The sequence below is a fragment of the Budvicia aquatica DSM 5075 = ATCC 35567 genome (assembly GCF_000427805.1).
In the GTDB taxonomy this organism is placed as follows: Bacteria; Pseudomonadota; Gammaproteobacteria; order Enterobacterales; family Enterobacteriaceae; genus Budvicia; species Budvicia aquatica.
In genome coordinates this window covers 1-14854 of sequence record NZ_ATYS01000049.1, presented here as the reverse complement: position 1 = coordinate 14854, position 14854 = coordinate 1, and the positions used below count along the sequence as shown (strand labels likewise).

The 14854-nt window shown below is 48.0% G+C and carries 14 protein-coding genes; 6 read left to right on the top strand and 8 right to left on the bottom strand.

Annotated elements, in window-relative coordinates; genetic code table 11:
- Window positions 1-137 precede the first annotated feature (137 nt).
- The 8 genes from hypA to YWE_RS0116495 all read right to left on the bottom strand — a co-directional run bounded on the left by hypA (window position 138) and on the right by YWE_RS0116495 (window position 7879).
- Entirely contained in the window at window positions 138-479 is a 342-nt protein-coding gene (gene hypA / locus YWE_RS0116530; RefSeq protein ID WP_029095543.1) for a hydrogenase maturation nickel metallochaperone HypA, read from the bottom strand.
- Window positions 472-963 carry a hydrogenase-2 assembly chaperone gene (gene hybE, locus YWE_RS0116525; protein ID WP_029095542.1) on the bottom strand — a complete coding sequence of 164 codons (492 nt, stop codon included), beginning with the start codon at window positions 961-963 and terminating at the stop codon, window positions 472-474. Before hybE ends, hypA begins: the two co-directional genes overlap by 8 nt.
- Before the next feature lie 2 nt (window positions 964-965).
- On the bottom strand, window positions 966-1463 hold the full coding sequence (locus YWE_RS0116520; RefSeq protein ID WP_029095541.1) for a HyaD/HybD family hydrogenase maturation endopeptidase: 498 nt from the start codon (window positions 1461-1463) through the stop codon (window positions 966-968).
- A complete protein-coding gene (hybC, locus tag YWE_RS0116515) occupies window positions 1463-3166 on the bottom strand; it encodes a hydrogenase 2 large subunit (RefSeq protein WP_029095540.1) in 1704 nt (567 codons plus the stop codon). Before hybC ends, YWE_RS0116520 begins: the two co-directional genes overlap by 1 nt.
- Window positions 3163-4344: a Ni/Fe-hydrogenase cytochrome b subunit gene (gene hybB, locus YWE_RS0116510; RefSeq protein ID WP_036016372.1), complete on the bottom strand. Its 1182-nt coding sequence runs from the start codon at window positions 4342-4344 to the stop codon at window positions 3163-3165. The genes hybC and hybB overlap by 4 nt, the downstream gene beginning before the upstream one ends.
- On the bottom strand, window positions 4328-5317 hold the full coding sequence (gene hybA, locus YWE_RS0116505; RefSeq protein WP_029095538.1) for a hydrogenase 2 operon protein HybA: 990 nt from the start codon (window positions 5315-5317) through the stop codon (window positions 4328-4330). Before hybA ends, hybB begins: the two co-directional genes overlap by 17 nt.
- 2 nt (window positions 5318-5319) lie before the next feature.
- A complete protein-coding gene (gene hybO / locus YWE_RS0116500) occupies window positions 5320-6438 on the bottom strand; it encodes a hydrogenase 2 small subunit (protein WP_029095537.1) in 1119 nt (372 codons plus the stop codon).
- A 394-nt stretch (window positions 6439-6832) separates the two neighbouring features.
- The gene (locus YWE_RS0116495) at window positions 6833-7879 is read right to left on the bottom strand and encodes a LacI family DNA-binding transcriptional regulator (protein WP_029095536.1); all 1047 of its coding nucleotides are present in this window, start codon (window positions 7877-7879) and stop codon (window positions 6833-6835) included.
- 334 nt (window positions 7880-8213) lie between these two features.
- Between YWE_RS0116495 and purB the strand changes: the two genes are divergently transcribed.
- The 6 genes from purB to frdD all read left to right on the top strand — a co-directional run bounded on the left by purB (window position 8214) and on the right by frdD (window position 14710).
- A complete protein-coding gene (gene purB, locus YWE_RS0116490) occupies window positions 8214-9566 on the top strand; it encodes an adenylosuccinate lyase (protein ID WP_029095535.1) in 1353 nt (450 codons plus the stop codon).
- A 114-nt stretch (window positions 9567-9680) separates the two neighbouring features.
- On the top strand, window positions 9681-11084 hold the full coding sequence (locus YWE_RS0116485) for an anion permease (RefSeq protein ID WP_029095534.1): 1404 nt from the start codon (window positions 9681-9683) through the stop codon (window positions 11082-11084).
- Window positions 11085-11388: 304 nt separating this feature from the next.
- Entirely contained in the window at window positions 11389-13197 is a 1809-nt protein-coding gene (gene frdA / locus YWE_RS0116480; RefSeq protein WP_029094290.1) for a fumarate reductase (quinol) flavoprotein subunit, read from the top strand.
- Entirely contained in the window at window positions 13190-13927 is a 738-nt protein-coding gene (locus YWE_RS0116475) for a succinate dehydrogenase/fumarate reductase iron-sulfur subunit (RefSeq protein WP_029094289.1), read from the top strand. Before frdA ends, YWE_RS0116475 begins: the two co-directional genes overlap by 8 nt.
- Window positions 13928-13944: 17 nt before the next feature.
- Window positions 13945-14337 carry a fumarate reductase subunit FrdC gene (gene frdC, locus YWE_RS0116470; RefSeq protein WP_029094288.1) on the top strand — a complete coding sequence of 131 codons (393 nt, stop codon included), beginning with the start codon at window positions 13945-13947 and terminating at the stop codon, window positions 14335-14337.
- A 16-nt stretch (window positions 14338-14353) separates the two neighbouring features.
- The gene (gene frdD, locus YWE_RS0116465) at window positions 14354-14710 is read left to right on the top strand and encodes a fumarate reductase subunit FrdD (protein ID WP_029094287.1); all 357 of its coding nucleotides are present in this window, start codon (window positions 14354-14356) and stop codon (window positions 14708-14710) included.
- The last annotated feature ends 144 nt before the right edge of the window (window positions 14711-14854 follow it).

The following is a 14854-nucleotide window of genomic DNA, read 5'->3' as shown; positions in this document are numbered from 1 at the left end:
AAGGCCGTGATGCGCAAGCCTTCCTACATCATTAATTTTAATCTAGGTTTTACCGCTTATAAGCCGCCGTCTATTTGATATCTGAATCGGTGTATTTCACCGTAGGCCAAATCTGGCCTCACGGGATTACTTGCCAGCTACTCGACTTCCAGCTCTTTAATTTGCAGGCTATCACCGCTGTCAATTCTCAAACTAAATCCCTGACACTTAGGACACTGAGCTTCATGTTGAGAAATCTCAACTTCACTGCTGCAGTCCCAGCACCAGGCTTTAGCCGGAATATGAATAATATGGAGTTTGCAGCCATCAGCAATGGTACCGCGGCAAACAATATCAAAGCAGAAGTGCAGGGAACTTTCCTCAACACAAGACAGCGCGCCAAGCTCTAACCATACGCCTGTCACACGCTTCACTCCATGTTGCTTCGCCTGCTTTTCAATAATTTCTAAGGTACTTTCACACAGTGACACTTCATGCATTGCTGCAATTCCTACGGCCGGTCAATAGTGCGCGCCGTCCTAGTTGCGTTGGTGCATCAGGGTCGCTGACGGGAATCGACAACAACATGCGCGTACAGTCATCAGCTAATTGTACGCCCTGTTCCGGTGTCAAAGTATGATCCAGAGGGGACATTAGTGAACAAGTCAGATATTGGCTAATACCTTCCAGCTCACCCACGGTGAATGTCAGATTGCCATAGGGCAACGCAAGGCCAACACGATCGCTAATGGTGCGTACTGGCCAAATTTGATCCGGACCGGGCAAAATTAATGCGCTCAGCATCCAGGGAGTAACAACACAACTGAACCACTGACCTTCAAATAGCTTAAAGCCGGAGACGTGCACCGGCATTTGAGCATGGAGAAAAGAGAGGTTATGCATTGCCTTGTCAGAAACGGTCTGAAAAGCCGACTGCACTAAGGCAGTCGGATCGTCTATGTAACCGTAAATCTCATCGCTCATCTTTAGGCTCCTTCGGTGGACGTTTTTGCCACTACTTCAACGCCGGACGAGCGTAAAGCCGCAATAACCTCAGCCAGAGCCGGTTCCAATACGGCAGAAACCGTTGGCGTTAAACCGATATGCGGTTCTAAAGATTCAGGAATAACACCGACAAGGGTTAGCTTACGGGGGAATTCCCCCGTAAAACGGAGTGCTGACAGAACGTCAGACAAACCTAACTGATGTGGAGATATTTTATTAGTAAACAGCGCAGGCACTTCTTCATCGCGCAATACCATGATGCTTCCCGGCGTCCGCTTTTTGGAGAGAACGGCATCGGCGATAATTAAATGATCGCGGTTTGCCATATCGTCCAGCAGTTCCATTCCGGCGGTTCCGCCGTCCAGAACGTCAACATAGTCCGGTAAGTCGTAGTTTTGTTCCAGTGCTTCAACAATACGTACGCCAATCGCCTCGTCGGTTAATAAAACATTACCTACGCCTAATACTAATATCCGCATCAGAGAACCTTCACCTTTGTCACTTCGTTACCATCAGTATCAACAATATGCACTGCACACGCCATGCAAGGGTCAAATGAGTGAATGGTACGGACAACTTCCAGTGGCTTAGCTGAATCAGCAACCGGAGTCCCGACTAAAGAACGCTCATAAGGGCCAACTTCATTGTTGAAGTTACGCGGACCGGAGTTCCAGGTTGAAGGAACAACCGCCTGATAGTTATCAATTTTACCGTCTTTGATCACAATCCAGTGAGATAACATACCGCGTGAAACCTCGGCAAAGCCAACGCCCTTAACGGTACCGGTCTCAGGAATATTTGGTTTCACATAGGTGGTGTGATCCCCTTTACCAATATTGGTAATCAATGCCTGATACTGATCGTTAAGGATTTCTCTCAAACCGCAGGCATTAACGGTACGACCGATAATACGCCCTAAGGTTGAGTGAAGCTGTTCTACTTCAATCGTATTGCCGGTTAAGGTTTTATAGATACCGACGATATCATTTAAGTGCTTCTTAGTTGGCTCATGGTTAGCCGCTAACTTACACAGCATGCTGGCCAGCGGACCCACTTCGACAGTTTTACCGTAGAATGTTGGTGCCTTAACCCATGAGTATTTTCCATCAGCATCCCAACCAGTATAGTTAGGTATGGTGGTACCTTCCCACGGAGCCTGAGGTTCTTCGTCTTTATACCATGCGTGTTTTGCGCTTTCCTGAATGCCTTTAATAATAAACTCATCAGTATGCGACGTAACCGGACGATAAGTTGATAAATCACCGTCGGAGATATATCCCCCTTCCATGATAAAGCTACCGTTTTTACCGTCTGTCGGGAACTCAGGCGTACTTAAGTAGTTTACTGCACCTTTACCCATTTCCAGCCATTCAGGATAGAACGCGGCAATAACGGCAGTATCAACTTTATAGACCTGTTCAACGAAATCGCCTAAACGGTCAATAAAGGATTTGACGTACATCAGGCGCTCAAGGTTCAGCGTACCCAGCCCATCCAGGTTGATGGCGTTTGCAACACCGCCAACGGCTAAGTTTTGAATATGTGGCGTCTTACCGCCCAGCAAGGCGACGATGCGGTTAGCATCGCGCTGACATTCCAGCGCCTGCAGGTAGTGAGCCACAGCAATCAGGTTAACTTCCGGCGGTAGTTTCATTGCCGGGTGACCCCAATAACCATTGGCGAAAATACCCAACTGACCGCTGGCAACCAGATCTTTGATCTTGTTCTGTACTTTAGTGAACTCTTCAGCGCTGTTCATTGACCATGAAGAAACGCCCTTCAGCATGGCTTCGGCCTTGGCCGGGTCGGCCTTCAGAGCAGAAGTAATATCCACCCAGTCCAGCGCAGATAGCTGATAGAAATGGACAATATGGTCATGAGTCATATGCGCCGCTAATATCAGGTTACGGATATATTGGGCATTGACTGGTACATCAATTTTTAATGCACTTTCAACTGCACGCACTGACGCAATCGCGTGAGTTGTGGTACACACACCACAAATACGCTGCACAATCATCCATGCATCGCGGGGATCTTTTCCTTTCAGGATCTCTTCCATTCCGCGCCACATCGTACCGGATGCCCATGCTTTCGTGACTTTCCCGTCTTCAATTTCGCAATCGATGCGTAAGTGACCTTCGATGCGGGTTACCGGGTCAATGGTGATACGTTGGCTCATACTTTACTAGCCTCTTGATTCTTATTGATGTTTCTTAGAGAAGGAATAATCGGCAGCAGACGGATTAGCAAGATATAGGCACATATCTCGATAGCCACAAAGCCAATTGAAATTAATAGTTCTTCCCAAGTAGGGAAGTAGTGATAACCGCCACCCGGATTAAATGCCACTAATGAGTAACACATACGCCATGTCGCACAGCCCAGCAGCATGCTGACCGCACCGATAAATAGCATGCGTGAATCATTACGGAATTTACGTGAACGGAAGACCACTAACGGGAAAATCAACAGTGCGCTTTCGACCCAGAACAGAATTGAGTAGAAGTCAAAGGCAAACACGTACCCCATTTTCCCTCTGAAAATCAACTCGCCGAAACGCAATACCAGGAACAGCGCCAAGAAAACGCTCAGTATCGTCATTAATTTCCTGAACAGATCTTTCTCATTTTGCCCCTTCCCTCTCAGTCCGGCCTGCACTAAAGATCCCTCAAAGATAACGATAGAGAAACCCATAATAAAGGCAGTCAACAACGAGAATAGCGGTAGCATTTCATAGCTCTGCCAGATCGGATGTACCTTATTGCCCGCAGCAATCATCAGCGAACCCATTGATGACTGGTGCATCGTTGGCAACAAAGCCCCTAAAGCAATAATAAAGAACATCGCTTTATTAATACGCTTCAGTGATACCTTCCATCCCAAGCGTTCAAACAGTGCCGGAGCAAACTCCAGAGCCATAACGCCGATGTAGATGGTCATACAGACCGCCGTTTCAAACAGCACCGAGTTCACGTTAAAATGCCCCGGAATGTAGAAGTACGGCAGGTTCCAGTAACGGCCTACGTCGATGGTGATCGATAAACCACCTAACGAATAACCAAACAGACTGGCTAACAGCGCAGGGCGAACCAACGGATGGTATTCACCTTTATTACACACGTAGACCAGCCATGCCAGCGCCCAACCGCCACAGGCAAAACCTGTACCAATTAACAGGTCAAAGGCGATCCAGACACCCCACGGGTATCCCCCGTTTAAATCGGTTACTGAACCCAGTCCGAATATTAAACGCTTAACAATAAAAATCAGACACAACACGATCAGTGGTCCAAAAACCACAATCGGCCAGCTGACTAATTTTCCGCCTAGCGGCACTGGCTTATGATGCGTCGTCATGATCGTCTCCTTCATCGTGATGGTCGTTTTTAGTGTTACGCCGAACCAACACGGTTAAGCCCGCTAAAACGGCCAACGGCAGCATCATACCCTTGTAGACGGTATGCTGAATATTTTCAGAACGCGCACCGGTAGAGAGTTCATCCAGCTTCGGTAAATCAAAGTTTTCGTAAGGAACCCCACTTAATACCAAAACCTGAGTTCCCCCCCCCTCTTTCTCACCATAAAGATGTGGATAGTAATGCGGAACCGTATGCAGATAACCATCGTTGCTGTGCAAAGTCTGGCGCGGGAAGCTGTACTGATCGCCCGGCTTGAGCGCTAAGCGTTTTTTAGCTTCGTCCATCAGCTCTTCACGAGTACCGAAAATCACAGCGCCGGCAGGACAAACTTCAACACAGCCCGGTAAGCCGCCTTTATCTAAGCGCTCAACGCCCTTTTGATTACACAGTTCGCACTTATGCAATTCACCAAACGGGTTGTCATAGTCATACTTAGGAATATTGAACGGGCAGCCCACCATGCAGTAACGACAGCCGGTACAAACGCTGGCGTCATAATGGACAATCCCAGTCTTAGGATCTTTTTTCAGTGCCGAAACAGGACAAACGGATACACAGTTAGGGTCAACACAGTGCATACACTGCTTCTTGATATAAGCGTAGCCATCCTTTTCCTGATCTTTATTGACTCCGGTACCGGAGGTCCAGACCTGAATAATATTATTGGTATAAGGCGTCAGCTTATCGTTATTTGACCAAGTTTGTGGTCCCTTAGGATTACGTACCGGATGGTTAATATCCTGACACTTAGTGACACAGGCCTGACAGCCCACGCACAGCGTCGAATCATAAAGCATCCCTAAGGAGCCCGGAATTGGCGGTCTATTCTCTGCGGCTGCCAGACAGGTAGAAGTACTCCCTGCCAACAGCGCACCGCCCGAAGCTAATTTAAGAAAATTGCGTCTATCCACGGTTATTCTCCCCGTGAGTCAGCATCGTCTTTCTTTTGCTGACGTCCAAGTTCACGAACCGTCATCACGCTTACGCCTGCAACCAGACCAACAATACCGCCAATCAGGCCGATAGCCGTTGGTGATATGACGCCGCCCTCTTTGTTACCGACATCCGGCTTATCAACCCGAGGAGTTGGATTTTCAACGCTGGCCAGTTGGTGAATACCCTTATGGAAACCGACACCCTCTTCGTTACAGCCGTAACACGGATGACCGATGGCTACAGGCCATACGCCGCCAACATCGCAGAACTGTAATGTTGAGCAGTTACCGTAAGTTTCAGGACCTTTACAGCCTAAGTGGTATAAACACCATCCTTGACGATGCCCTTCATCACCAAACTCTTTGGCAAAGCGACCGGCATCAAAGTGAGGGCGGCGTTCGCAGTGTTCGTGAATTAAGCGGCCATAGGCAAAGGTCGGACGATTTTTAGCGTCTAACTTAGGCGGAGTACCAAAGGTAATTATATGAGCCACAGTGGCTAAGAAGTTATGTGGGTTTGGCGGACAGCCCGGAATATTAATCACGGTTTTGCCCGGCAGAACTTCTTGAAGTCCAACGGCACCAGTCGGGTTATCGCCCGCAGCGGCGACACCGCCCCAAGCAGCACAAGAACCGATAGCAATAATCGCCGCAGCACCTTCAGCAGCAGCACGAATGTGCTCAATAATAGGTTTACCGGCAACGATACAATAAATACCGTCGTCTTTTAATGGAACTGAGCCATCAACAACTAAAACATACTGGCCCTTATATTTCTCCATCGCATTGTGTTTGTTTTCTTCAGCCTGATCGCCAAAAGCCGCAGACAGAACTTCGTGGTATTCAAGAGAAATGGTATCTAGCAAGAGGTTTTCAATCGTCGGGTGGGTTGCCCGTAGCAGGGATTCGGTACATCCCGTACATTCCTGAGCGCCAATCCAGATAACTGGCGGACGCTGTGGATTACTAACCGATTCTGCAATCTCTGCAGCTGCGTTAGCACTTAAACCCATTGTCGCGGCAAGTGCAGTACACAACTTCATAAAGTCACGGCGATTAATACCGTGGGAAGGCAGAAGAGGATTGTCTTCTATCATTATAATTATTCCTTTACCGTGGCTAACGACATTATTCACTTGTTAATTATTTTGTAGGCAAATGTTAGGCTTGTGAGGCATGAAGCACTTGATCTTTATCAAACACAATGAAACGCGATCTTAATATTTCATATATATGTGACTAAAAACGATTCAGCAAACGTTGATACCAAACAGAATAAGTACAATAATTTAACACTCGGTAACATAAACACATTCGTTATACTACTTAATAAGTATACGGCCGTATTAATAAAGGAATTTTGACATCGATCAGGAGAGAGGTGACATTATATAAAGGGACAAGAAAATTATTAGAATGCGTATATTTTGGGCATCTTATAAATGATTAAAATATACTCAATTTTAGGTATTAATTCATTCTAAATGATATTCATTCCACTCGGGATGAATCTCTAATAACTAAAGAAACAGGTAATGTCATAATTATTTCGTTATTATTTACATTTTGTTTCAATTCACTTGGATGCCCTATTTGAGCTAATAATTTATGAGCCGCACACTGGCCCATTTCTCGACGAGGAATAGCCACCGTTGTCAAAGAAATATTAAGATTTTCAATCAGATCAATATCAGAAAAACCAACGACAGCGATATCTTCCGGCACTCGAAGGTTGTGATTATGGCAATAATTTAATACGCCTAGAGCGGTTTCATCATTAACGACAAACAGTGAAATAGGCAAAGCGTATTGATTTAGAATTGATGGCATTATTTCATAGCCGTCTTTTGCCCGTAATTTATCGACAAAGAATATGCTGTTATTCGGATCAAAATTTTTATCCGCCGCGTTCATTGCCTGACAATATCCCTGATAACGTTGCTGAATTCCGGATTTATCATTAATCGGCCCGGCAATATGTAAAACGGGTCGTCGGGTTAATAATAAATGTTCCGTCGCTAAAGCAGCGCCAACAATATTATCAGCGACAACCGCAGGAAAATGATCGTCAAGTGAATGACTGATCAGAACTAAAGGAATATTAAATCGAGATGTAATTTCTGTTAGATGGGAAATCTCTCTTGAGCAGGGAAGAACAATTAATCCATCAACGCCCATTTGTGCTAATTTTCGAACCTGTTGTTGTTCCTGTTTTAAATCATCCCAAGTTTGAGAGACCCAATAAGAGAAATCAATTTTATTGGTAACGTCTTCTAATCCCATAAAAAAATCATGGAAAAATGGGTTATTAAAATAGTTAATTACAACGCCAAATGATTGAGTAAAACTCCCGCGTAACGAACGTGCACCGGCATTGGGCACATAGCCAAGTTCAGCCGCAACACGCTTAATCTCTTCGCGGCGGCCCTCGGTCAGCGATCCCCGATTATTGAGCGCCATCGATACTGCCGTTGCCGACACTCCAACTATTTTAGCGATATCTTTGACGGTAATCCGGCTATTGCGCCTTTCACTCATAACAAACCCTGACTGATTAAATCCCGATCTAGAGGGCACACAGTATACGGAAATGTGTCAATGGCTTCATCTGTTGACATGCGAAAATAACAAATAATTAATTCATTGTTTTATAAATAGAAAATTTATTAATTGTTAGACAGCTCACAAACCATAATTTTTATGTGGAATTATTTTACCACCAAGTTTAACGTTAAAGTGATTTTATAAACTAATCAGGAATAGGTAGAAAAACCAGAGGCTATCGATGATTTACATCCGTACTCGATAAGCGCTGCTCTCATTCCTGATTATTTTTTCCCCACTAAGTTTAACGTTAAACTGGAGATGTAAAATGAACTCAACGGTTATCGATAGTCAAGTATTTGGCCCTCTGTTCAGCACTGAGGAGATGCGTAATATTTTTAGCGATCGCAATCTTGTTCAGTCTTGGCTGGATACTGAAGCAGCCCTGGCCAAGGCTGAAGGTACTCTGGGAATTATTCCGGCAGATGCCATGAAAGAGATATGCAGCAAGGCTAACGCTGACCTGCTGGATATCCCTTCTATTGGTGAATTTTATAAAAGCTCCATTACCATTGTTCCCCTACTCAAAGCGTTTAAAAACGTGCTGGATAACAACGCGGGAGAATTTGTCCACTGGGGCGCAACCAGCCAAGATATTGTCGATACCGGTTTAGTGCTCCAAATTCGTCAGGCTCATGCCGTATTGCTTCAAAAAGTTCAGCGGTGCGAAGCCGCCTGCTACGTATTAGCAGAAAAATATAAGCATGTAGTCATGGCTGGCCGAACCCATGTGCAACACGCACTTCCTATTACTATGGGCTTTAAAGCCGCCGTTTGGGCCTCTGAACTTTCCCGTCACGTCACCCGTTTAAATGAAATCACACCGCGTCTGTTTGTCGGCCAGTTCTCCGGTGCAGTAGGCACTCTGGCATCGCTGGAAACCGAAGGGCTTAAAGTTCAAGAACTGATGATGAAAGAGCTGGGCCTCAATGCACCTGATATCGCATGGCATTCTGCTCGTGACAATATCGCCGAATTTATCAGCGTACTTGCGCTCATTGCCAGCACTATAGGCAAAATTACTCGCGAGGTTCTGACCTTACAACGCACTGAAATAGGCGAGCTAGAAGAACCATTCTTTATGGGCAAAGTCGGCAGCAGCACCATGCCGCATAAACGCAATCCTCAGGTATGCGAAAACGTCATTGCTCTGACCCGTAGTGTTCGTGCCCTTGCCCCGTTGGCGGTAGAAGCGATGAACTGCGAAAACGAGCGTGACTGGAGTTGCGAAATTGCCGAGTGGGATTTCGTTCAGAGAGCTTGCCATCTGCTGGATGCCGCGCTGGAAAAAAGCGTTGATATTCTCGAAAACCTAATGGTTCATCCTGAAAAAATGGAGAAAAACCTCAACCACCTTAAGGGGCTCATGCTGTCTGAATCAGTAATGATGCACCTTGGTGCCAAAATGGGTCGCCTGACTGCCCATGAGATCGTCTACACCATCTGTATGGACGCATTTGAAAAAGATATCGCCATGGAAGATGCCTTGCTGGCCCATCCGGAAGTGATGGAATACTTCAGCATCGAAGAAATCAGACAGATGCTCAATCCACATAACTATATCGGACTCGCCACGACGTTTGTCGATCGCGTGTTAGCTAAACGGACCAACTCACAATAGCGCCACCAGTGACTAAAGCCCATTGCCCTATTCGGGAATGGGCTTTTATTACCAACTTCCTACCAAAAATAACAATAAACATGGCGGAGATTACCGTCATAAAACGGAGGTCATATGTCCAATAACATAACTAAGGGGCTGGCAACTATCCTGATCGGGATGATTATCTGGTTTATACCGGTTCCCGACGGATTAACACCCCAAGCCTGGCACCTGTTTGCCTTAATGGTTGCGATCATTATCGGATTTATTCTTCAACCCGTTCCGGTCGGTGCCGTCGCTTTTATTGGTATCACCGTCATTGTATTAACCGAAACGCTTAAATTATCGGAAACCCTATCAGGATTTAGCTCCGGTGCTATCTGGCTAATTGTTTCCGCATTTCTTTTTGCCCGGGGATTTATTAAGACGGGTCTGGGTCGGCGTATTGCCTACCTGATTCTACGGGCCATCGGTGACAGTACCTTAAAAGTCGGTTATGCACTGGCGCTTAGCGATCTGATTCTGGCTCCGGCGACGCCTTCCAGCGCAGCCCGTGCTGGTGGCATCATCTTCCCTATCGCCAGAAGTTTGGCTTCAGCATTAGATTCAGAGCCGGGGCCAACCGGCCGTAAAGCCGGGGCTTATTTTCTACAGGTTATCTATCAAACTGAAGCCGTCGTTTGTGCCATGTTCCTGACCGCGATGGCCGGAAACCCAATGATTGTCGAACTGGCAGCAAAAACCATTGGCGTCGAAATTACTTGGGGAACTTGGGCACTGGCCGCCTGTGTCCCCGGGATCATCGCCTTTATTACCATTCCATGGCTGATGTATATCGTTTACCCGCCTGAGCTAAAAAAAATTCCACAGGCAAAAATCATCGCGGATACCGAATTAAAAAAAATGGGCGCTATTTCGTTCCATGAAAAAGTTCTGGCAGCCGTATTCTTCGTGGCCCTAATTCTTTGGTGTACCTCCGGCTGGAATGGATTAAATGCCACCACAGTAGCAATGGTGGCAGTTTCATGTTTACTGATAACGCAGGTATTAACCTGGGACAACGTGGTTAAAGAAACCGGCGCATGGGACACGCTTATCTGGATGGGTAGTTTAGTCGGTTTAGCAGGGCAGCTTTCAGTTACCGGATTTATTCCATGGTTTGCCGATGCGGCCAGCCATTCAATGAGCGGGTTTTCATGGATAAGCACCTTATTGTTGTTAGTGGTTATTTATATGTATTCCCACTACGCATTTGCCAGCCTGACGGCCCATATATCGGCCATGTACGCAGCCTTTATCGCCGTTGCCGTTGCCGCCGGAGCTCCGCCTTATCTGGTTGCGCTTTCATTAGCCTTTACGGCAAATATTTGCCTGCCTATCACACACTATAGCGGTGCTCCCGGACCTATTTACTACGGCGCTGGCTATGTTGATTTAGGCACATGGTGGAAGCTCGGGTTTTTATTTTCAGTCGTTAACCTGATTATTTGGATTGGCGTCGGCTCAATGTGGTGGAAAGTATTGGGCTTCTGGTAATGGCTAACGTTAATGAATTAAATCGATAATATTGCACTTAATCCGGCCCGGTTTTCATCTATATCGTTAAACCGGGCTATTTTTATTAAAAATTTCATGAAAGATAAAACAAAAGAGTGATGCAAGCGCCACATTCAGCCCTTTAGCTCAGCTATAATGGGCAGGCTAATTTGATAAATTCACTGATATATATCCAAAGTCATTGGCGTTGCAGCCAGCACGGATGCAATTTCACGAACAAAGGGTATAACACAATAACAAAGTTCGTTATTTACACTTAAACTGGAACATTTGGAGGAATGCAGTGCAAACCTTTAACGCAGATATTGCTATCATCGGCGCCGGTGGTGGCGGTCTTCGTGCAGCCATCGCCGCTGCTGAAGCTAATCCCAACCTCACTATTGCGCTCATCTCTAAAGTCTACCCTATGCGGAGCCATACCGTCGCCGCCGAAGGGGGCTCTGCCGCAGTAACGCAAGCCCACGACAGCTTTGAATCCCACTTCCACGACACCGTCGCCGGCGGCGACTGGCTCTGTGAGCAGGACGTCGTTCAATACTTCGTTGAACACAGCCCGCGTGAAATGATTCAAATGGAACAATGGGGCTGCCCGTGGAGCCGTAAACCCGATGGCTCCGTCAACGTCCGTCGCTTCGGCGGCATGAAGATTGAACGCACCTGGTTTGCCGCCGATAAAACCGGCTTCCACATGCTTCATACCCTGTTCCAGACCTCACTCAAGTACCCTAACATTAAACGCTTTGATGAACATTTTGTTCTCGACCTGTTAGTGGACGAAGGCCATGCCCGCGGCTTAGTTGCCATGAACATGATGGAAGGGACCCTGATTCAAATCCGCGCCAACGCCGTGATTATGGCCACCGGCGGCGCCGGTCGCGTTTACCGTTATAACACCAACGGCGGTATCGTCACCGGTGACGGTATGGGTATGGCCTTCCGTCATGGCGTGCCGTTACGCGATATGGAATTTGTTCAGTATCACCCGACCGGCCTGCCGGGCTCCGGTATTCTGATGACCGAAGGTTGCCGCGGTGAAGGCGGAATTCTGGTCAATAAAGACGGCTACCGTTACCTGCAGGATTACGGCATGGGACCGGAGACCCCGCTGGGCCATCCGGAAAACAAATACATGGAACTCGGTCCGCGCGACAAAGTCTCTCAGGCCTTCTGGCACGAGTGGCGCGCAGGGCGCACCATTCCGACTCCGCGCGGCGATGTGGTCTATCTCGACATGCGTCACCTGGGGGCCAAAGTGCTGCATGAGCGTCTGCCGTTTATCTGTGAACTGGCTAAAGCTTACGTCGGCGTTGACCCGGTTAACGAACCTATCCCGGTACGTCCGACCGCCCACTACACCATGGGCGGGATTGAAACTGACCAGAACTGTGAAACCCGTCTGAAAGGGCTGTTTGCCGTCGGCGAATGTTCGTCTGTCGGTATGCACGGGGCTAACCGTTTAGGCTCCAACTCCCTGGCTGAGCTGGTGGTGTTTGGTCGCTTAGCCGGTGAACAGGCGGTTGAACGTGCCCGCACGGCGGCGCCGGCCAACGGCAGTGCGCTGGATGCTCAGGTCTCTGATATCGAAGGTCGTCTGCAAGCCCTGTTGAAACAGGAAGGTACCGAAAGCTGGTCAGCCATCCGTGATGAGATGGGCATGAGCATGGAAGAAGGCTGTGGTATTTACCGCACCACCGAGCTGATGCAGAAAACCGTCGACAAGCTGGCTGAGCTGAAAGAGCGCTTTAAGCGCATCAAAATCACCGACACCTCCAGCGTGTTTAACACTGACCTGCTGTACACCATTGAGTTAGGTCATGGTCTGGACGTGGCGGAATGTATGGCCATTTCAGCCCTTAACCGTCGTGAGTCTCGCGGTGCCCATCAGCGCTTAGACGAAGGCTGTACCGAGCGTGATGATGAGAACTTCCTGAAACACAGCCTGACATTCTTTAATCCGGAAGGCGGCGCGCCGCGTCTGGAATACAGCGATGTGAAAATTACTACCCTTGCCCCGGCTAAACGCGTCTACGGGGCAGAAGCAGAAGCCCAAGATGCTGCAGACAAACTGAAGAAGGAGCAGGCCAATGTCTGAGATGAAAACCCTCAAAGTTGAAGTCATGCGCTATAACCCTGAGCAGGACAGCGCACCGCACTTCGAGGCGTATGATGTGCCTTACGATACCTCCACCTCCCTGTTGGATGCATTAGGGTATATCAAAGACAATCTGGCTCCGGACCTGTCTTATCGCTGGTCCTGCCGGATGGCGATATGTGGCTCATGCGGCATGATGGTCAATAAGGTGCCGAAGCTGGCCTGTAAGACCTTCCTGCGCGAATATGCTGACAGCGGTCTGAAGGTCGAAGCCTTAGGTAACTTCCCGATTGAGCGGGACTTAGTGGTGGATATGACTCACTTTATTGAGAGTCTGGAGGCGATTAAGCCTTACATCATTAATGACAGCCTGAAGCCGGAAAACGGCGCCACGCTGCAGACCCCGGCCCAGATGGAGAAATACCATCAGTTCTCGGGCTGTATCAACTGTGGCCTGTGCTATGCGGCCTGTCCGCAGTTCGGCTTAAATCCGGAGTTTATCGGTCCGGCCGCCATTACGCTGGCCCACCGTTACAATCTGGACACCCGTGATAAAGGTAAGGCTGCCCGTATGCCTCAGTTGAACGGCAAGAACGGCGTGTGGTCTTGTACCTTCGTCGGCTACTGTTCTGAAGTCTGTCCGAAGCACGTTGACCCGGCCGCTGCTATTCAGCAGGGCAAGGTGGAAAGCTCGAAAGACTTTATGATTGCCATGCTGAAACCTCAATAAAGGAGAGGGATACTATTATGATGACCAAACGTAAACCCTATGTCCGTGAGGTGAAAGCCGACTGGTGGAAAAACCTCGGGTTCTATAAGTTTTATATGTTCCGTGAGAGCACCGCCGTGCCGGCAGTGTGGTTCAGCATTGTGCTGATTATCGGTCTGTTTGCCCTCAAGGGCGGTGCAGAGAGCTGGGGAAGCTTTGTCGGCTTCTTACAGAACCCGATAGTGATGGTGATTAACATCATTACCTTGATTATGTCAGTCGTTCACACCAAGACCTGGTTTGACCTGACGCCTAAAGCCGCTAACGTGGTGGTGGGTGACAATAAACTGGGCCCGAAACCGATTGTGACCGGTTTTTGGGTGGTAACGATTGTGGTGAGCCTGGTTATTCTGGCCATTGCCCTGATTTAAGCGGAGGAAGAACGAGATGAATCAAGTAAACCCGAAGCGTTCTGACGAACCGGTATTCTGGGGTCTGTTCGGAGCAGGCGGTATGTGGGGCGCGATTGTGGCTCCGGTGATTATCCTGCTGGTGGCGATTATGCTGCCGCTGGGCTGGGCGCCTGAAGCATTGAGCTACCCGCGCATTCTGGCGTTCTGCCAGAGCTTTATTGGCCGGGTATTCCTGCTGCTGATGATTATCCTGCCGGTATGGTGTGGTCTTCACCGTATGCACCATATGACCCATGACCTGAAGTGGCATATCCCGGCCAGTAAGCTGGTGTTTTATGGGATTGCGATGATACTGACCGTAGTAACGGTATACGGCGTATTTAGCCTGTAAGCCAATGAATAGGTTGTATCAATAAATAGTCAACGCCCCGCAAGGGGCGTTTTAGTGTCTGGCATAGCCATTAAATTTGATTGCAGCGCCCATTTCGTCCGCATCATCAACAGCGGAATATGGATACTTCCTGGCGGCCGCGGG